The sequence below is a fragment of the Jiangella ureilytica genome, assembly GCF_004348545.1.
Lineage (GTDB): Bacteria > Actinomycetota > Actinomycetes > Jiangellales > Jiangellaceae > Jiangella > Jiangella ureilytica.
This window is the reverse complement of sequence record NZ_SMKL01000008.1, coordinates 97,132-116,014: the sequence shown is the minus strand read 5'-3', so window position 1 is coordinate 116,014 and position 18,883 is coordinate 97,132. Positions and strand designations below refer to the sequence as shown.

General features: G+C 71.6%; 18 protein-coding genes and 1 tRNA gene. 11 read left to right on the top strand and 8 right to left on the bottom strand.

Annotation, left to right across the window (positions count from 1 at the left end):
* The first annotated feature begins 10 nt into the window (after positions 1–10).
* The 3 genes from E1212_RS05530 to E1212_RS05520 all read left to right on the top strand — a co-directional run bounded on the left by E1212_RS05530 (position 11) and on the right by E1212_RS05520 (position 2,241).
* Positions 11–565, top strand: coding sequence for a DUF1697 domain-containing protein (locus E1212_RS05530; RefSeq protein WP_131980151.1), 555 nt, complete (start codon positions 11–13; stop codon positions 563–565).
* A gap of 96 nt (positions 566–661) precedes the next feature.
* Entirely contained in the window at positions 662–1,714 is a 1,053-nt protein-coding gene (locus E1212_RS05525) for a M14 family zinc carboxypeptidase (RefSeq protein WP_131980149.1), read from the top strand.
* A 101-nt stretch (positions 1,715–1,815) separates the two neighbouring features.
* Positions 1,816–2,241, top strand: coding sequence for a hypothetical protein (locus tag E1212_RS05520; RefSeq protein ID WP_131980147.1), 426 nt, complete (start codon positions 1,816–1,818; stop codon positions 2,239–2,241).
* A 27-nt stretch (positions 2,242–2,268) separates the two neighbouring features.
* On the opposite strand, the gene E1212_RS05515 is transcribed toward E1212_RS05520, so the two are convergent.
* On the bottom strand, positions 2,269–3,102 hold the full coding sequence (locus tag E1212_RS05515; protein ID WP_131980145.1) for an SDR family NAD(P)-dependent oxidoreductase: 834 nt from the start codon (positions 3,100–3,102) through the stop codon (positions 2,269–2,271).
* 89 nt (positions 3,103–3,191) lie between these two features.
* Here E1212_RS05515 and purF point away from each other — a divergent pair, with 89 nt between their 5' ends.
* Positions 3,192–4,772, top strand: coding sequence for an amidophosphoribosyltransferase (gene purF, locus E1212_RS05510; RefSeq protein WP_131980143.1), 1,581 nt, complete (start codon positions 3,192–3,194; stop codon positions 4,770–4,772).
* Positions 4,773–4,929: 157 nt separating this feature from the next.
* Entirely contained in the window at positions 4,930–5,769 is an 840-nt protein-coding gene (locus tag E1212_RS05505) for an SH3 domain-containing protein (protein ID WP_131980141.1), read from the top strand.
* A gap of 186 nt (positions 5,770–5,955) precedes the next feature.
* Here E1212_RS05505 and E1212_RS05500 read toward each other — a convergent pair whose 3' ends face one another.
* Positions 5,956–6,915, bottom strand: coding sequence for a GNAT family N-acetyltransferase (locus E1212_RS05500; protein WP_131980139.1), 960 nt, complete (start codon positions 6,913–6,915; stop codon positions 5,956–5,958).
* Between the two features lie 146 nt (positions 6,916–7,061).
* On the opposite strand from E1212_RS05500, the gene purM reads away from it, so the two are divergent.
* Positions 7,062–8,132 (top strand): phosphoribosylformylglycinamidine cyclo-ligase, encoded by a 1,071-nt coding sequence (gene purM / locus E1212_RS05495; RefSeq protein WP_131980137.1) that lies wholly within the window; start codon positions 7,062–7,064, stop codon positions 8,130–8,132.
* A gap of 94 nt (positions 8,133–8,226) precedes the next feature.
* Here the strand turns inward: purM and E1212_RS05490 are convergent, their stop codons facing one another.
* Positions 8,227–8,448 (bottom strand): DUF3073 domain-containing protein, encoded by a 222-nt coding sequence (locus tag E1212_RS05490; protein WP_131980135.1) that lies wholly within the window; start codon positions 8,446–8,448, stop codon positions 8,227–8,229.
* A gap of 144 nt (positions 8,449–8,592) precedes the next feature.
* On the bottom strand, positions 8,593–9,687 hold the full coding sequence (locus E1212_RS05485; protein WP_131980133.1) for a Glu/Leu/Phe/Val dehydrogenase dimerization domain-containing protein: 1,095 nt from the start codon (positions 9,685–9,687) through the stop codon (positions 8,593–8,595).
* A 254-nt stretch (positions 9,688–9,941) separates the two neighbouring features.
* Between E1212_RS05485 and E1212_RS05480 the strand changes: the two genes are divergently transcribed.
* The 5 genes from E1212_RS05480 (at position 9,942) to E1212_RS05460 (ending at position 15,011) form a co-directional block, all read left to right on the top strand.
* The gene (locus E1212_RS05480; RefSeq protein WP_131980182.1) at positions 9,942–11,579 is read left to right on the top strand and encodes a DHA2 family efflux MFS transporter permease subunit; all 1,638 of its coding nucleotides are present in this window, start codon (positions 9,942–9,944) and stop codon (positions 11,577–11,579) included.
* Positions 11,580–11,771: 192 nt separating this feature from the next.
* Positions 11,772–11,993 carry a BldC family transcriptional regulator gene (locus E1212_RS05475; protein WP_026874431.1) on the top strand — a complete coding sequence of 74 codons (222 nt, stop codon included), beginning with the start codon at positions 11,772–11,774 and terminating at the stop codon, positions 11,991–11,993.
* A 543-nt stretch (positions 11,994–12,536) separates the two neighbouring features.
* Complete coding sequence (locus tag E1212_RS29265; protein ID WP_162605332.1) at positions 12,537–12,698, top strand: hypothetical protein; 162 nt, start codon at positions 12,537–12,539, stop codon at positions 12,696–12,698.
* A gap of 363 nt (positions 12,699–13,061) precedes the next feature.
* Complete coding sequence (locus tag E1212_RS05465) at positions 13,062–13,961, top strand: alpha/beta fold hydrolase (protein WP_131980131.1); 900 nt, start codon at positions 13,062–13,064, stop codon at positions 13,959–13,961.
* A 207-nt stretch (positions 13,962–14,168) separates the two neighbouring features.
* Positions 14,169–15,011 carry an LPXTG cell wall anchor domain-containing protein gene (locus tag E1212_RS05460; RefSeq protein ID WP_162605331.1) on the top strand — a complete coding sequence of 281 codons (843 nt, stop codon included), beginning with the start codon at positions 14,169–14,171 and terminating at the stop codon, positions 15,009–15,011.
* Positions 15,012–15,142: 131 nt separating this feature from the next.
* On the opposite strand, the gene E1212_RS05455 is transcribed toward E1212_RS05460, so the two are convergent.
* The 4 genes from E1212_RS05455 to E1212_RS05440 all read right to left on the bottom strand — a co-directional run bounded on the left by E1212_RS05455 (position 15,143) and on the right by E1212_RS05440 (position 18,813).
* A tRNA-Phe gene (locus E1212_RS05455) sits at positions 15,143–15,215 on the bottom strand.
* A gap of 196 nt (positions 15,216–15,411) precedes the next feature.
* A complete protein-coding gene (locus E1212_RS05450; RefSeq protein ID WP_131980127.1) occupies positions 15,412–17,418 on the bottom strand; it encodes a bifunctional copper resistance protein CopD/cytochrome c oxidase assembly protein in 2,007 nt (668 codons plus the stop codon).
* Entirely contained in the window at positions 17,418–18,056 is a 639-nt protein-coding gene (locus E1212_RS05445; protein WP_162605330.1) for a copper resistance CopC family protein, read from the bottom strand. Before E1212_RS05445 ends, E1212_RS05450 begins: the two co-directional genes overlap by 1 nt.
* Positions 18,057–18,078: 22 nt before the next feature.
* Entirely contained in the window at positions 18,079–18,813 is a 735-nt protein-coding gene (locus tag E1212_RS05440; RefSeq protein WP_131980123.1) for a YcnI family copper-binding membrane protein, read from the bottom strand.
* Positions 18,814–18,883: the final 70 nt, after the last annotated feature.

The following is an 18,883-nucleotide window of genomic DNA, read 5'->3' as shown; positions in this document are numbered from 1 at the left end:
GACGGGCAGCATGGCTCGCCACATAGCCTTCCTCCGCGGCATCAACGTCGGTGGCAAGAAGAAGATCGCCATGGCCGACCTGCGGGCGCTGGTCGAGGGTCTCGGCCACACCGACGTCCGCACGTACATCAACAGCGGCAACGTCATCTTCACCAGCGGCACGCCGAAGGCCGGCCGGGCCGAGCTCGAGACCGCGATCGAGCGGGCCGTCCAGTCCCAGCTGGGCATGGACGTCGCCGTCATCGTGCGCACGCGCGACGAGCTGGCCGCCGCCGTCGACGCCAACCCGTTCCCCGCCGCCGAGCCGCCGCGGCTGCTGCTCAGCTTCCTGCGCGAGGCGCCGGCCGCGGACAGCTTCGCGGCGGCCGAGAAGGTCGAGTCCGGCGCCGACGAGTTCCGGGTCGACGGCACGACGGTGTACCTGCACTGTCCCGACGGCATCGGCCGCAGCAAGCTGGCCGAGGCGCTGAGCAGACCCAAGACACCCGTGGGAACGGCGCGCAACCTCGCCACCGTCCGCAAGCTGGTCGACCTGGCACGTGACGAGACAGGCGGCGGATCTTGACGCGGGGTCAGTCCGACCGGTAAGAGCAGGAGTGTCCTGTTCGTCCGCCGTGCCATCGTCCTCCGCAGCGGGACGGCGCCACCCCCAGGAGCTGCCATGCTGCGTTCCCGTCGCCGGCCGTACGCCGGCCTCGCCCTCGGTCTCGGAGCCACCCTGGCTCTGACGCTCTCGGCCGCACCGGCTGTCGCCGAGCCCGCGACCGTCCCCAACGGGCCGTGGGTCGAGGATTCCCAGCACGTCTCCCTCGAACGACTGCACACCTACGCCGAACTGACCGACGCCCTGCACCGGCTGGAACAGCGCAGCCAGGGCAGGGTCGACGTCAGCAGCATCGGCACCACCAACGAGGGCCGCGACATCTGGTACGCGCAGGTGGGCACCGGAGCGACCAAGCTGCTCTACATCACCCAGCAGCACGGCAACGAGCCGCTGGGAACCGAGGCGGCGCTGCAGCTGCTGCAGCGGCTGGGCTCCTCCCAGGCCTCGTGGGTCCGCGACCTGCTGAGCGAGATCACGCTCGGCGTCGTCGTCCGGGCGAACCCCGACGGCACCGAGCGGTACCAGCGGCAGAACGTCGACCCGGACTGCTCCGGTGCGTTCTGCCGGCCCGGCGTCGGCTACGACATCAACCGCTACCACGACCCCGCGATCGACCCTGCCGACAACCCGGTGCCCGAGGCGGCGGCCATCCAGGCTCTGGTGCGGGAGTGGCAGCCCGACATCACCGTCGACTACCACCACCAGGGCTCCTACGTGGCCGAGGACGGCAGCCTGATCACGACGTCGATCCTGTGGCCCACCAACCCCGACGTGGCTCCGGGTGTCGTCGACGCGTCCAAGCAGGTGGCGGTCACGGTCTACGACGCGATCTCCGCGTACGGGCACGGCGAGGTCAGCCTCTACCCCGGCGACGTCCTCCCGGGCATCGCGCGCAACTCGTTCGGCCTGCAGGGCAGCGCCAGCCTGCTGGTCGAACTGCGTGGCGGCATCGGGCAGAAGAGCGCCGGCTACCTGATCCGCCAGGCCTACCTGGCGATGATGGCCGTGGCCCAGGCGGCGGCCGACGGCACGCTCTCCGACGTCGACCCGAGCCGGGCCGACGACATCCCGCCGCGCGGTCCGTCGGTCGATGGCGACGAGGACGAGTGAGGCCGTGGCGGGCGGCCGGGTGATACTCGCCCGGCCTCCCGCCGGCCATCGAGAACGTCGATTCCGTCGCCAGGACGGGTCTCCGCTGAGAGACTGCGGCCATGGAGAACGAGGCCATTCTGCTGCAGGTGCGCGACGGCGACCTGGTGGGCGTCAGCGAGTGGGTCTACGTGTGGCTGCGGCCCGGCGCCGACCGCCCGGTCGTCTACGTCGGCAGCACCGCGGTGCCAGCGGTGGTGCGCATCTGGCTGCACCTGCACGACACCGACCCGGAGGTCGGCCGGATGAAGGCCCGCTACCCCGACATCGCGCGGGATCCCCTCGACGTGCTCGCGTTCCCCGTCCCGAGCCGGCTCGACCGCGCCGCGGTCAAGTCGGCGCTGGTCGAACGGCTGGAGACGCGCGGCCTGCTGTCCGAGCGCTACGTCGGCGACCAGCCGGCCCTGCTGACGGGCAACGGCGCCGTCACCCCCGCCGTCGAGCGGATGGTCGCCGAAGTGATCGCTCACAACGGCGCCGCCGGCTGACACCGCCGGGCCACCGCCGGAAACCCGTCAGCGCCGGGCCGCCAGGGCCCGCTCGACCAGCGCGTCGGACAGCTCGCGCAGCTGCCGCCGCGCTGCCGGGTCCAGCGCCTGCGGCTTGGGCGTCGCCTCCATGGTCTGGTCGAAGTAGACGCCGCTCACCTCGGCCAGCGCGGGGTCGGCGATGAGCCGCAGGGTGGCCTCGCCGCCGTCGTGCAGGGTGCTCAACGGGGTCAGCTCCGCCTCGCGGACCATCGACGTCGCCATCAGCGTGGCCGGGTGCAGGGCGTTCGCCGTGACGCCGGTGCCGCGCAGCTCCTCGGCGACGTCGATGGTGAACATGATCTGCGCGAGCTTGCTCTGCCGATAGGCGCGGTAGCCGTCGTAGCCGTGGTCGAGCATGGGGTCGGCGAAGTCGATCGGTGCCTGGCCGACGGACGTGACGTTGACGATGCGCGCGGGCGCGGCCTTCTGCAGCGCCGGCAGCAGCCGGCGGGTCAGGTGGTAGCCGGCCAGGTAGTTGACCGCGAACCGCAGCTCGATGCCGTCGGCGCTGAGCTCGCGGCCGGCGCCGGGCTCGCCGAAACCGACGGCGGCGTTGTTGACCAGGACGTCGAGTCCGGGGAAGCGGGCCAGCACCTCGTCGGCCAGCCGGTCGACCTGGCCGAGGTCGGCGAGGTCGGCACGCACGACGCCGAGCGGCTCTCGGCCGCCCTCGGCGCGGATCTCGCGGGCGGTTTCGTCCAGACGCGCCGGGTTGCGGCCGTGCAGCACGACGCCCACGCCCGACGTCGCCAGCCGCAGCGCCAGCCATCGGCCCAGGCCATCGGTCGCGCCGGTGATGAGTACCGTCGTAGGGCTCATGGTCTAAGGCAACCACCAGGCGCCCCGGTGTTCTTCCCAGCCGCGCCGGTCCGCTCGCAATCCGCGGGCCGCTCCGTACACTGGGTGCCGTGGCCCGGGGAGATGGACGACTCACGCACGACATCAACCCACAAGAGAAGGGACCGCAGGACGCTTGCGGAATCTTCGGAGTGTGGGCGCCGGACGAAGAGGTCGCGAAGCTCACCTACTTCGGGCTGTACGCGCTGCAGCACCGGGGTCAGGAGTCCGCGGGCATCGCCGTCGGCAACGGCCGGCAGATCCTCGTCTACAAGGACATGGGCCTGGTCAGCCAGGTCTTCGACGAGTCGACGCTGAACACCCTGGTCGGCCACGTCGCCGTCGGGCACACCCGCTACTCCACCACCGGCGGCAGCCACTGGCAGAACGCGCAGCCCACGCTCGGCGCGACACCGGCCGGCACCGTCGCCCTCGCCCACAACGGCAACCTCACCAACACCGCCGAGCTCTTCGACCTCGTGACCGCGCGGGCCGGCGCGGCCAGCGGTGAGCTGCGCTACGGCAACACCACCGACACCGCGCTCATGACGGCGCTGATGGGCTCCTACGCCGACCGCACGCTCGAAGAGAGCGCCATCGAGGTGCTGGCGCAGGCGCGCGGCGCGTTCTCGCTGGTCTTCTCCGACGAGTCCACGCTCTACGCCGCCCGCGACCCGCAGGGAGTCCGCCCGCTCGTCCTGGGCCGGCTCGAGCGCGGCTGGGTCGTGGCCAGCGAGACGGCGGCGCTCGACATCGTCGGCGCGTCGTTCATCCGCGAGGTCGAGCCCGGCGAGCTGGTGGTCATCGACGCCGACGGCCTGCGCTCGCACCATTTCGCGACGCCCGAGCCCAAGGGCTGCCTGTTCGAGTTCGTCTACCTCGCCCGGCCCGACACCCATATCTCCGGCCGCTCGGTGCACGCGACCCGCGTCGAGGTGGGCCGCCGTCTCGCCCGCGAGCACCCCGTCGACGCCGACCTCGTCATCCCGGTGCCCGAGTCCGGCACCCCAGCGGCCGTCGGCTATGCCGAGGAGTCCGGCATCCCCTACGGCATCGGCCTGGTCAAGAACGCCTACGTCGGCCGCACGTTCATCCAGCCGTCGCAGACGTTGCGCCAGCTGGGCATCCGGCTGAAGCTGAACCCGCTGCGCGAGATCGTGGCCGGGAAGCGGCTGGTCGTGGTCGACGACTCCATCGTGCGCGGCAACACCCAGCGGGCGCTGGTGCGCATGCTGCGCGAGGCCGGCGCCGCCGCGGTGCACGTGCGCATCTCCAGCCCGCCGGTCAGCTGGCCGTGCTTCTACGGCATCGACTTCGCCTCGCGTGCGGAGCTCATCGCGACGGGCCTGTCCACCGACGAGATCTGCCGCTCCATCGGCGCCGACTCCCTCGGCTACGTGTCCCTCGACGCGCTGATCGAGTCGTCGACGGTGCCGAAGAACGACCTCTGCCGGGCCTGCTTCGACGGCGTCTACCCCATCGAGCCGCCGGCCCGGGCGGGCAAGGACGTCCTCGAGCAAGAGACCATCCCCGGCTGCGAGACGCCCGACCGCGACGGCCTCGAGCGAGCCTCGTCACTCGGAGATCCGTCCGACGGCCTGAACACCCTGCTCAGCGCGGGTGGAGCCGCCGATGCGCTACGGCGGCCATGAGGTCGGGTTGTGACAAAACGCCCGAAATGTGGTTGCCTGCTCCTCGGTTACGAAACGGTATCGAGCTGAGTAGGGGAGGAACGTAGTGCCGCGGTCCCGTCATGGACGGTCTCGTCATCGACGCACCCGAGTGCTCTCGCTGACCCGCCTGACCGCTATGGGCCGTCGCCGCGTCGCCCTGCTGGCCGCGCCGGTGGCGCTGGCCGGCGCCGTCGTCGCCGGTGTCACGCTGTGGCCCGACGGCGGGTCCGAGGTCGCCGCCAGCACGACGACCACTCTGGGCATCCCGGAGCGCGAGCAGGACGCCAGCCGCGGCGAGGAGCGTCCGCCGCTGCCGCCGGTGACCCCGAACGCGGGCCCGAGCGAGACGACCACACCGACACCCACCCCGGAGCCGACGGTGGCGGGGCAGCTGTTCGTGACGTCGGGCCTGAACGTGCGCACCAGCCCTGACCTCAACGCCGAGGTCGTGACGGTGCTCGGCACCGGTACCGAGGTCGACATCACCGGCGCCACCGAGGGCACCTGGTCGCAGATCCTCCTCGACGGCGAGCCGTACTGGGTCGCCACCGAGTACCTGTCGGAGGAGAAGCCCGAAGAGCAGCCGTCCGGTGGCATCTCGGCCGCCGAGTGCGAGTCCGGGTCCAGCGTCGAGGACGGTCTCACCCAGGACGCCATCCGGGTGCACCGCGCGGTCTGCGCGGCCTTCCCGCAGGTGACCTCGTACGGCGGCCTCCGGCCCGGCGACGGCGGCGAGCACGGCAGCGGCCGGGCGCTCGACATCATGATCCGCGGCTCGGTCGGCGACCAGATCGCCGCGTACGTTCGCGACAACTACCGCGAGCTGGGCGTCAGCGAGGTCATCTGGGAGCAGCGCATCTGGACGGTCGAGCGAGCCTCTGACGGCTGGCGCTGGATGGAGGACCGCGGCGACGACACCGCGAACCACTACGACCACGTCCACGTGACGGTCTACGGCAACGAGGGCAGCTCCTGACCTCGAGCTGACCCGAGGCGACCGGAGACCCCGGTGGCGAGGCACAGAGCCTCGCCGCCGGGGTCTCGTGCTTAGCCGACCGGCCAGGATCAGTCCGGCTGGACGTGGGGCACGGGCGGTAGCCGTCATGCGGCAGGGGTTGCCGGCAGGGTCCGTGCCGGCAACCGCTACCGGTGCCGTGCCTGCTCAGGCGACGAGGTCGATGCGGGCGCTCTCCTGGACGAACCCGGCGGCCTCGAACGCCTTCGCCATGGGGACGTTCTCGTCGTCGGTCTCGCCGACGACCTTCTCCGCCCCCTGCTCGGCCTGCCAGCGCGTCATCCACGCCAGCAGTTCGCGGGCGTACCCCTGGCCGCGCTGCTCCGGCACGACGCCGACGTAGCCGGTGAACACCTTGGTGCCGGGATTGCCGGTGACGAGCCCGACCAGCGCGCCCGAGGCGTCGTAGGCGACCCGCCAGCCGTCGACGGGTCCGGCGTAGTTCACCATGTCGGCGAGCTCCTCGGCGGCGAGGCCGGCCGCATCGCGCGTGCGCAGCGACCGCCGGGTGTGGGCGTCGAGGCTGCCCTCGAACGTGCGCCGATACGCGTCGGCCAGAACCGGGTCGTCCGGTCCGGTGACCGGCTCGAACCGCAGGCTGCCGCCGTCGTCGCTCAGCAACGGCAGGCCGGCGGCAGGTGTCCAGCGGAACCGGCGCCGGGTCACCAGGATCTCGAAGCCGGCCGCCTTCGCGCCCGCCAGCAGGTCCTCCAGCGCCGGCGGCGGGTCGTCGCGCCAGCAGGCCGGCGGGAACAGGTTCAGCTCGACCTGCTCGAGGCCGCCGGCGTGCAGGTCGGCGGCGGCTCGGCGCAGCAGCGCGGCCATGATCTCGAGCCGGTCCGGCTCGGCGCCGAGGTCGAAGAAGTCGAGGATCCACGGCTGGTCGTTGGCGGGTGCACCCCAGCCGGCGACCCGGCCGACGGTGGCGCCGTCACGCTCGGCGACCCAGGTCCACTCGGGCCGGCGGTTGCGACTGGCGAAGGCGGTGGTCAGGTGGTCGTCGGTGACGACGAGGTCGGAGATGGGGGTGCCCAGCTCGGACCGGGCGCCGCGCAACAGGGCGAGCGCCTGCTCGGGCGTGGTGGGACGGGTGATGCTCGACTGCACGGCTCTCTCCTCGAGAGTCAGCCGCCGTCTCCGTGGCGGAGGGCGGCGCGGGGGACCTGGCGGTACATCGCGACCTCCTCTCCTGCCGGGCCGGACCCTGACCGGTCCGGACGCTGCACGGGAGCCTACCGGATACCCTTCTACTCGTGTCGAGCAGCGAGAACGCGCCCGCGGGTGCCACGTATGCCAGTGCCGGGGTCGACATCGAGGCCGGTGACCGCGCCGTCGAGCTGATGAAGGAGTGGGTCGCCAAGACCCGCCGCCCCGAGGTCATCGGCGGCCTCGGCGGCTTCGCCGGGCTGTTCGACGCCAGCGCGCTCAAGGCGTACCGGCGCCCGCTGCTGGCCACCAGCACCGACGGTGTCGGCACCAAGGTCGCGGTGGCGCAGCGCATGGACGTCCACGACACCATCGGCTTCGACCTCGTCGGCATGGTCGTCGACGACATCGTCGTGTGCGGCGCCGAGCCGCTGTTCATGACCGACTACATCGCGTGCGGGCGGGTGGTCCCGGAGCGCACGGCCGCCGTCGTCAAGGGCATCGCCCAGGCGTGCGTGACGGCCGGTTGCGCCCTCAGCGGCGGCGAGACCGCCGAGCACCCGGGCCTGCTCGGTCCCGATGAGTACGACGTCGCCGGCGCCGTCACGGGCGTCGTCGAGGCCGACGCGCTGCTCGGGCCGGACCGCGTCCGGCCCGGTGACGCCGTCGTCGCCATGGCGTCGTCGGGGCTGCATTCCAACGGCTACTCGCTGGTGCGCCACGTCTTCCTCGAGCTGGCCGGCTGGGCGCTGGACCGCGACGTGCCGGAGCTCGGCCGCACACTGGGCGAGGAGCTGCTCGAGCCGACCCGCATCTACGCCCGCGACTGCCTGGCGCTGGCGGCCGCCGTCGAGGTGCATGCGATGTCGCACGTGACCGGTGGCGGGCTGGCGGCCAACCTGGCCCGGGTGCTGCCGCCGACGGTGACGGCGCGGCTCGATCGATCCACCTGGACGCCGCAGCCGGTGTTCGGGTTGGTCGGCGAGCTGGGCGGGGTGGCCGGGCCGGAGCTGGAGAAGACCCTCAACATGGGGGTCGGCATGGTGGCCGTGGTGGCCGCGGACGCGGCCGACCAGGCCGTGCGCGTGCTGTCGGACCGTGGTGTGCCGGCATGGATCGCCGGCGAGGTGCTGGCCGGCGACGGGACCGCAACCCTGCACGGTGCCCATCGCGACTGAGGGTGTGCCCGTGATCGGCTCGGGCGGACTGTTGGCCCCGGACATCCGAAGCCAACAGACCGTCCAGACGATGCTGTCACGCTAGAGGACCGGGTCAACCCGCGTGACGACGGGATTCGTCGTCGTCATCGTCGGCGAGGTAGCGGGAGTACTCGTCGTACTCCTGGTTGCTCTCCTCGTCGAGGTCCGTGTCACTGCTGCCATTGCCGTCGGTGCCCAACTCACGCTGCAAAGCGCCGAAGTCGGTGTCCAGCTGCTGGTACTTCAACCGACGGGCGACCTTTGTCTGCTTGGCCTTGGCCCGGCCGCGCCCCATAGGGTCGACCCCCTCGCACAAACCGGGGCGACCAGTTCACTGGACGCCCTCGTTTCCGTTCGAATGACATCTACTCGTAGGGATAACGGTACAGGGTCCGAGGCTGTTCCGCCTCATCCGGTCCAACTCGGACCCTGTGACGCGTCATCGTCCGAGGTAGATGTCTCGCAACCGGCTGACGGCGGCGATGCGGCGCTCGGCGAGCCGATCGGCGGCCACCGCGGGCGGGACACCGTCGTCGGCGGCCAGCTGGAAGATCTCGCGCGTGGTGTCGTAGATCTTCGTGGCCTTCGCCTTGGCCCGGTCGAAGGAGAATCCGTGCAGCTCATCGGCCACCTGGATGACGCCGCCGGAGTTCACGACGTAATCGGGGGCGTAGAGGACGCCGGCGTCGTCGAGGCTCTTCTCGATGCCGGTGTGCGCGAGCTGGTTGTTCGCCCCGCCGCAGACGGCGGACACCCGGCCCTCGGTGAGCAGTGTGACGGTGTCGTCGTCGAGCGCTCCGCCCAGGGCACACGGCGCGTACACGTCGATGCCCGCGCGGAGCAGCTCGCCGGCGCCGTCGACGACGCCGATCTGCGGGTAGGTGGCGCGCAGGTGCTCGACCGCGTGCTCGGAGACATCGGTGACGACGACCGACGCGCCCTCGTCGAGCAGCAGGCCGGTGAGCTTCGAGCCGACCTTGCCGACGCCGGCGATGCCGACCCGCCGTCCCGACAGGCTGGTGCCGCCCCAGATCCGTTCGGCGACGGCGCGCATGCCCTGGAAGACGCCGAACGCGGTGAGCACGCTGGAGTCGCCGGCGCCGCCCTCGGCCGGCGAGCGGCCGGTGACCCAGCGGCTCTCGCGGGCCACCATGTCCATGTCGGCGACGTAGGTGCCGACGTCGCACGCGGTGATGTAGCGTCCGCCGAGCGAGGCGACGAACCGGCCGTAGGCGCGCAGCAGCGTCTCGGTCTTGTCGAGGTCGGGATCGCCGATGATGACGGCCTTGCCGCCGCCGTGGTCGAGGCCGGCGAGGGCGTTCTTGTAGGTCATGCCGCGGGACAGGTGGAGCACGTCCTCGAGCGCGGCGTCCTCGGACTCATAGGGGTAGAAGCGCGTTCCGCCGAGGCCGGGTCCCAGCGCGGTGGAGTGCAGAGCGATGATGGCCTTCAGGCCGCTGCCGGCATCGTGGCAGAAGACGACCTGCTCGTGTCCGGTGTGTCGACCGAACACCAAAGGCGACGCCTTGGTCATGGTGGTGACCCCTTCACGTCAGGGCCCGCGGGGTGTGCGGGCTGGTGTGTCACGCTCACTCTAGGAGGGATCGGGCCGGACCGGCGACGAGCCGGGGCCGCAGGCTCCCCGAGTCGTCGGTGCGAGATGCGGGAACGGGCGGCTGTTCAGGTGCTTGCCCGGTCCGACGGCCTCATGGTCAGCCGGGTGGGGTACACGGCGGGTGCGGGCCGCTCGGCGCGGGGTGCTCGACGCGGGGACGAGGAGGTCACACGGTGAGGCGATGGCGCGGCAACCCCTGGGCGATCCTGCTCACGCTGTGCCTCGGGTTCTTCATGACCCTGCTCGACGTCACCATCGTCAACATCGCGATCCCCAGCATGATGGAGGACCTCGGCGCGTCGCTCGACGAGATCCTGTGGGTCATCAACGCCTATGTGATCATGCTGGCGGTGCTGGTCATCACCGCCGGGCGGCTGGGCGACCTGCGCGGGCAGCGCTCGATGTTCATCATCGGCGTCGCCGTGTTCACAATGGCGTCGCTGGCCTGCGGGCTGGCGCAGGGGCCGGCCCTGCTGATCGCCTTCCGGGTGGTGCAGGGCATCGGCGCGGCGATCCTCATGCCGCAGACGTCGGCGCTGCTGATCACGACGTTCCCGCCGGAGAAGCGCGGGACGGCATTCGGCATCTGGGGCGCCGTGGCCGGCGTGGCGACGGTGGCCGGGCCGACGCTGGGCGGGCTGCTGGTGACGGTGTTCGACTGGCGGTGGATCTTCTTCGTCAACGTGCCGGTGGGCATCGTCGTCCTGGCGATGGCGTGGTCGATCATCCCGGAGTCGCCGCGCCGCGAGCGGCATGCGCTGGACCTGCCCGGTGTGGCGCTGGCCAGCGTGGCGCTGGTGTGCCTGACGTTCGGCGTGGTCGAGGGCGAGCGGTTCGGCTGGGGGCAGGTGTGGGAGTTCGTGTCGATTCCCGCGCTGCTGATCGCCGGGGCCGTCCTGCTGGCGGTCTTCCTGGTGCTGCAGGCGCGGCGGCAGGATGACGAGCCGCTCATTCCGTTCAGCCTGTTCTCCGACCGCAACTATGCGGTGATGAACGGTGTGGCGGCACTGGTCTCCGTGGCCATGGTGAGCACGTTCCTGCCGATCACCATCTATCTGCAGTCCGTGCTCGGGCACACCGCGCTGGCGGCCGGGCTGACGCTGGCGCCGATGTCGGCGGTGTCCATGGTCGTGGCCCCGCTGGCGGGCCGGTACACCGACCGCGTCGGTGGCAAGTACATACTGATGGCCGGGCTGCTGCTCTACGGTGCCGGCATCCTGTCCTTTGCTCTCGTGGCGGCGGACGACGCGCAGTGGTGGCACTTCCTGCCGTCGCTGCTGGTGGCGGGGCTCGGGCTGGGGGCCGTCTTCGCTCCGATGAACGCGGTGGCGATGCGCGACGTGTCCGGGCGAGTGGCGGGTGCGGCCTCCGGGGTGCTGAACACCACCCGGCAACTGGGTCAGGTGATCGGCAGCGCGGCGGTCGGAGCGGTCCTGCAGGGCCTCCTGGTGGGCCGGCTGCATTCGGAGGCGGTTGCGGCGGCGCCCTCATTGCCCGCGGACGTCCGGCAGCCGTTCATCGACGGCTTCGCAGGCGCCGCGCAAGGAGGGCTGCAGGTCAGCGCCGCGGAAGACGGAATTGACATCGCTCTACCACCCGGAGTTTCTGAGGGAGTCGCAAGAAAGATCGCCGAAATGGCACACGATGTGTTCATACAGGGCTATGTTGATGCAATGAAGCCGACGCTGATCGTTCCGGTCGCCGCCGTGGCATGTGGGGCGCTCCTGTGTCTTGCAGTCATGCGGGGGCGAACGGGCCGAGAAGAGGAGGCTCAGGGTGCCGGCACGCGGACGACCTCCGATGCCGGCTGAGCCCGACCCGGCACGACTTGGGTCGGTTCGCGGCTTACGTGGACCTTACGTAGGCTAGAGACACCCTGGGTGGACATCATCCGAATGGATGGCTTCGGTCGAGCCGTACGGGCGGTGTCCTTCAGGGGCGTGACAAGGTGGAATATCCGGTGTGGCGGGAATCCTCCCGCTATGGGATCTAAGGAGGTGACGATGGCGACCAGGACACAAGACGCCGAGCCCCTCCTCACTCCTGCCGAGGTGGCGGCCATGTTCCGGGTGGATCCGAAGACGGTGACCCGGTGGGCCAAGGCCGGCAAGCTCACGTCGATCCGGACGCTCGGTGGCCACCGGCGGTACCGCGAGTCCGAGGTGCGTGCGCTGCTCAACGGGCAAGGGTCCGCAGTGGAGCGCGTCGAGGTCGGCGAGCTCTAAGGGGTGAGAATCGTCCCAGCATACGCTCGACCATGCCGAGCGGGGACGGTGCACGGGGAAGTCAAGGCTGGGCCCGTAGGCGGCGGGCCAGGCTTGCGGCGGGGGCTGCGCGGGAACGCGTAACTAGGAGTCGTGTGACCTGTGGGGCAGGATCACACGAGCAGAGGTCGGCGTCGCGCGTGCGATGAGGGTCCGCTCCGGGTGGGGCGGGAACCTCTCATGGTCGCACCGCACCAGCCGCCAGGCGTCGACACGGGCGGTCAGCAGGTTCGCCGCCCGTGTCCGCTACTTTCAACGATCATTTTCTTTTCTCGCACATCCACTTTCTTATCGGCCATTCGGCCCGTCGGATACCCGCGTTTCTCGATTGCCGTGTTCACGTCCGGCGAAGAGTTTCACTGTTCGATCGTCGCGCGCCTCATTGTGACGTTCTGCGGACCATCGTGTTCGAGTGTTGTCACACTCCACTAGCGGCGCGATCGGAGCCTACGGCGCCGCCGGGCCGGATCGGGAGAGCGATACCGGCGTCCACGCCCCGTCAGGATGATGGGCATTGCCGCCCGGCGGCACGATGGCGTCGATGCGGTCCGGTGTCGCGTCGTCCAGGGCGACGGCAGCACCGTCGAGCAGGGACTCCAGCTGCTCGACCGGCTCGAGCGTGGCCAGGTTCTGCGGCAGGGCCGGGTCGAAGCGGCCCGGGTGTGAGCTTCGCGCGACCGGCGGTGAGGTCGATGGGCGTGCCCTTGCGATTCCTGCCGGACAGGAAGCCGGAGGCGAGCGGGCTCCACGTCAGGGCGCCCATGCCGTAGCGCCGGCACGTCGGCAGCACCGACGTCTCGCTGCCGCGGTGTCGACGACATTGATCCCGCGGTCGAGGGGGTGTCGATGATGGCGGGCGCCGTCCTCGTGGTCGGGGTTGCCGGTCGCGCCGAGCATCATCGTGCCGGGGCAGTCGAGACTGACGCGGATGCCGGACGAGGGGTCGAGAGCGCATGTGGCGACGCCACGCTTCAAGCGCATTCGAGGTCACGGTGGTTTGCCCGGCCGCATGGCGGCTACATCAGGGTCATGTTCGACGGATTCCGGCTGGAGCGGGTGCGCACGAGCGAGTCGGACCTCCGGGTCCGGTACGGCGGCAGCGGCCCGCCGGTCCTGCTGCTGCACGGCCATCCGCGCACGCACACGACCTGGCACCGCGTCGCGCCGCTGCTGGCCGAGCGGCACACCGTCGTCTGCCCCGACCTGCGTGGTTACGGCGAGTCGACCGGCCCGGCTCCGGCGCCGGACCACTCGGCCCACTCGAAGCGGGCCCTCGCGGCCGACGGTGTCGAGCTCATGCGGGCGCTCGGGCACGACCGGTTCGCCGTCGTCGGGCACGACCGCGGCAGTTATGTCGCCTACCGGCTCGCGCTCGACCATCCGTCGGTGGTCACCGCCCTGGCGGTACTCGACTGCGTCCCGATCGGCGAGGCCCTCGCCCGCTGCGACGCGCGATTCGCCGAGGATTGGTACCACTGGTTCTTCTTCGCCCAGCCGGACCGGCCGGAACGGGTGATCGGCGCCGACCCGGACGCCTGGTATGACGTCGGGGCCGACGGGTCCGCGAACACGCCCGAGCGGATGGGCACGGAGAACTTCGCCGACTTCCTGCGCGCGATCCACGATCCGGCCACGGTGCGCGCCATGCTCGAGGACTACCGCGCGGGGTTGTCCGTCGACCGCGCCGCCGACGAGGCCGACCGCGCGGCCGGCCGGCGCATCTCCTGTCCGGTGCTCGTGCTGTGGTCCGCGCGCGACGACATGCCCCGGCTGTACGGCGACGCCCTGTCGGTCTGGCGCCCCTGGGCCGACGACCTCCGCGCGGCGACCATCGACTCCGGCCACCACGTGGCCGAGGAGGCGCCGCGGGATCTGGCCCGCCAGTTGCTCGGCTTCCTGACCGCCGATGGCGCCGGCGAGTCACGATGAGCGACGGCGGCTCCGCGGCGGCAGGGTGAGCCGCGAGACGATCTACGGCGGGACACCCTGGGATGCGCCGACTGGCGGGCCCGCTGGCGCGGCCGCACCATCATGACGGGATTCTCATGATGCGAAGCGGATAGTCGATCTCTGCCTGCGGTATGGTCCGGCGCGATGTGCGCTATGTCCCCTTCTACGACCATACGAGGTTGAATCGTGCGTAAGACCATTATCGGTGGATTCGGAGCGCTGGCACTCACGGTCGCGGGAGCGGCGCCGGCGCTGGCAGACGAGCCGGACACGGTGAGCGCCATCGCCGCCTTCGGTGACGACAAGGGCGGCGACGGCGGTCACGACGACGGTGACGACGACGGCGGTCACGACGACGGCGGCGACGACGGTCACGATGATGGTGGCGACGACGGTCACGACGACGGTGGCGACGACGGTCACGACGACGGCGGCGACGACGGTCACGACGACGGCGGCGACGACGGTCACGACGACGGCGGCGACGACAACGGTGCGGACGATAACGGTGCCGACGATGGTGGCGACGATAACGGTGCCGACGATAACGGTGCCGACGATGGTGGCGACGATAACGGTGCCGACGATGGTGGCGACGATAACGGTGCCGACGATGGTGGCGACGACAACGGTGCCGACGATGGTGGCGACGACAACGGTGCCGACGATGGTGGCGACGACAACGGTGCCGACGAGAACGGTTCGGACGTCGGTGCGGACACGGGCGACGACGGTGCGGACGAGTCCGGCGCAGACGACGGCGGCGACGACAACGGTTCGGACGTCGGCGCCGACACCGGTGCCGCGAACGGTGACGACGCCGGTGCTGCGAACGGCGACGACGCGGGCGCCGAGAACGGTGGCGACGACGACGGCACCGGCACGGACGACGCTGCGGGCGACGAGAACGGTGACGAGCTTCCCGACACCGGCTCCGACGCGACGCTGATCACCCTCGGCGGGCTGGCCATGGCGGCCGCCGGCGGCGCGGCGATCGCGGTGCGCCGTCGTCGCTCCGAGACCGCCTGACGGCTGATCGATCGGGCTCTGCGCCCGCTGGTCCCTCCCGGCCGGCGGGCGCAGAGTCGTGTCTGGACCGCTCGGGCGAGATGGACGGGCTCAGAGCCGGCGAGCGATCGATGATCGCCTTGGTGAAGGGGTGGACAGGGGCGGGTTCGATCCGCCGACCTTCCGCTTTTCAGGCGGACGCTCTTCCAACTGAGCTACCTGTCCTTGCGTTGGCGGGACGAGTTTAACCGACGCCGCCGCTGCGGTGAAATCGCCCGCCTACGGGCGGCGCCCTCGTCCGCCGACAGGGCCCCTCACCCGCGACAAGACCGCACCGGGCCCGGAATCGCCGCCCGGACGGTCCTCCGGCGGGTGAGGTGCACCGAGCCGGGCGAGGACGCGAGCATCAGAACCCCGAAGGTCACTTCTCGCGGCGGGAGCGCTCGTCGAGCTTGGCGAGGTAGGCGTTGTAGGCCTCGCGCTCCGATTCCTCCGAACCCTCGCGCCGGTCGAAGCGCCTCGCCTCGCGTTCGTCCGAGCGGTACCACTGGACGAACAGCACGCCGATCACCAGCAGGCCGGGCACTTCACCGAATCCCCAGGTGATCTGCCCGGCCAGGATCTGATCGTCCAGCGGATCGGGCAGCCACGGCATCTCCACCGCGATCTCGCGGTAGTAGTCGCCGGCGATGAGGCGCGATGACTCCATGAGGGCCAGCCCGAACACCGCGTGGAAGGCCATCGCCAGCAGCAGGAGCACCACCCGGGCCGGGAACGGCGGCCGCTTGGGGAGGGGGTCGATGCCGATGAGCATCTCGAAGAAGATGTAGCCGACGACGAGGAAGTGGACGCTCATCAGCATGTGGCCGGTGTGCGAGCGCATCGCCGACTCGAACAGGCCGGTGAAGTAGACCGTGTAGGCGCCGGAGACGAACAGTGCCAGCGCGACCAGCGGGTGGGTGAGCACCTGGGCGACCGGGCTGTTGACGGCGGAGACGATGAGCTCGCGGGGGCCGAGCTGACCCCGTCGGGCCGGCTTCAACGCACGCAGGGCCAACGTCAGAGGCCCGCCCAGGACCAGCAGGATCGGGCTGATCATCATCAGCACCATGTGCTGGACCATGTGCACCGACAGCATCACCATGCCGTAGGTCTGCAGCCCCGACAGACCCACGAACGCCACCGTCGCCAACCCGGCCAGCCACGCGATCGTCCGGCCGACGGGCCAGCGGTCGCCGCGGCGGTGCAGCCGCCACACGCCGCCGAGGTAGAGCAGGAGCCCGGCCAGCACCCCGAGCGCGAACAGCGCGTCCGGGTAGGTCTCGGTGAAGACGCGCCCGAAGCTCAGCTCGGGCGGGATGGGGAAGCCGATGAGGGCGCGGACGGCGGTGCGCACCTCGGGGATCTCCGGGCCGGGCGGCTCGGTGCGGCTCAGGGCGACGGCCAGGCCGAGGGCGACCGCCATGATGATGATCTCGCCGACCGCCAGCCGCCGGAACGCGCCCGGCCTACCCGCCTCGAGCAGTGGCAGCGTCCGGGTCCGGTGCCGGTAGCCCAGCACACCCAGCCCGACCAGCGCGAGCACCTTCCCGAACAGGATGAGCCCGTACGCCGACGTGAACACCTCGCCGAGCGTCTCGAGCCGTACCCACGCGTTGAGCACGCCGCTCGCCGTCACCATGACGAAGCAGCCCAGCGCCGCGGCCGAGAAGGCCCGCGCCGCCCGTGGCAGCTCCGGCCCGCGCCGGCCCGCGTACCACGACAGCGCCACCAGCCCGCCCACCCAGATCGCCATCGCGACCAGGTGCACCAGCAGTGACACCCGCGCCGAGTGGTGGTAGTCGCCCGACGACGAGTGCCCGATGAGGCTGAGCGGCACCAGCGACGCCACCCCGAGGCAGAACAGCGCGAGCGCCCCGCCCTGCCCGATGGTCAGCCGCGCCGCCGGCACGATCGCCAGCGCCAGCACGAACACCGCCGCATACGCCCGGCCCTGCTCGACCGTCGACGTGTACGAGACGAACGAGTCGCCCGCCAGCGCGTCCGGCAGCGGCCGCCCGACCAGGTCCGACAGCGTCAGCAGGTGGACGACGGCGGCGGCTGCGGCCAGGACCAGGGCCGAGATCGAGGCTCCGCGCAGCGCGCGCAGCGCGTCGCCCTGCAGTTCGCCCTTGCGCACCGGCAGCACCACCGCCAGGCCCAGCAGCCCGATCGTGACCGCACCGGCCCCGTCGAGCACGCCCTTGGCGATCGGCAGGCCCCATTTCGTGACCTCGCCGGGGTCGCCGAGCCCGGGGATGCCCGCCGTCGCGCCGCCACCGCCGAGCACGAGCGCGACGATCAGCGTGACCAAGGCGACGCCGACCGCCGCCGTCCCCCATTGGCGGGTGGGCGGGACGATGTCGGTGGCCGGTGTCGAGGTGGTCATCACCTGTCAGTGTCCTCCGCGCCCCCGCGGCGCCGGCCACCGGCCGCCCAGTAGGCGAGCAGGGCGACGACGAGGGCACCACCGGCGACCAGCAGGACGATCGCCGTCGTCCCGAGCCCGCCGTCGTCGGAGGAGTCGCCCGCGCCGGCCGCCGGTGTCGTGGCGTCGGCCGGCTCCTCGCTCTCCGGCGGCTGGGTCTCCGACGGTGCCGACGACGGTGCCGACGACGGTGTCGACGGCGGCTGCTCGGCGGGCGACGACGGGGTGCCGGCCGGTTCGGCCGGGCCGACGCCGGCCACGGTGAACGCGACCGTGCCGTCGATCGGGTGACCGTCCGACGACACGACCCGGTAGGCGATCGTGTACTCGCCGTCGGGCAGCTGGGTGACGGCCTGGCTGACGGTGTCACCGACGGTCTGCGGGGCGCCGTCGGCGAAACTGCCGCCGGCCGCGTCGGTGACCGCGACCTGAACGAACTCGCCGGGGATGGCGGCGCTGAAGACCAGCTCGACCGACGTGAGCGGGGTGCTGACGGTGCCGCCGTCCTCGGGCGTGCTGCCGACCAGCTGGTCGTGTGCGAGCGCCGGCGGAGCGGCCACCAGGGACAGCCCGGCGACCGGGGCCGCGGCCAGCGCCACGGCCCCGATCAGGCGAAACGCCCTACGCATTGCGCCGCCGCAGCGCCGCGGCGCCGACGCCCAGGCCGGCCGCGCCGACGACCAGGCCGCCGATGCCGATCCCGCGCGCGAGGTCGTCGGAGTCGTCACCGCCGGACGCCGCCGAGGCGGCCGCGTCGTCGTCCTCGGAGGCGGCGGTCTGCTCGTCGGCGACGGTCTCGACCTCGTCCTCGGCCGGCGCCGCGACGACCTCGAGCACGGGCGCCGGGCGCTCCGGCTCCTTTCCGCCCTCTACCGGCTCCTCGGCCCAGGCGACGACCTCGCCGTCGTCGTAGGTCTGGGTGGCGGGGAAGAGGTAGGTGCCGGCCTCGGGGAGCGGGCCGACGGAGACGGCGAACTCGTCGAACTCGTCCGGCCCGATGCGCACGCCGGGCTCGGCGGTCCAGGTGATGGACGTGACCGCCTCCTCGAGCGTGCGGTCGCCGACCTGCACCGGCTCGGGGAACCGGGTGCGCGTGACCTCGGCGGTCCAGCCGGCGTGCGGCTGCACCCGGACCGAAGGGATCGGGGTGTCGACGGGGAGGTCGAGCTCGACCCGCACCGTCCCGGCCGTGTCGGACTCGTTCGGCACCCGGACGGTGATCTTGGCGTAGGAGCCGGCGGTGTCGACGTCGGGCCGGATGGTGACGTGCGCCGACGCCGGTCCGGAGAGGACCAGCTTCAGCGCGAGGGCGCCGCCGGCGGCGAGCCCCGCCCGGGCGAGGGTGCGTGTGATCATGAGGTGCGTCCTTCGTCTCAGTTCGTGGAGGTACACGGAAGCCACGCGGCGCCGCAACCGGCACCGCGTC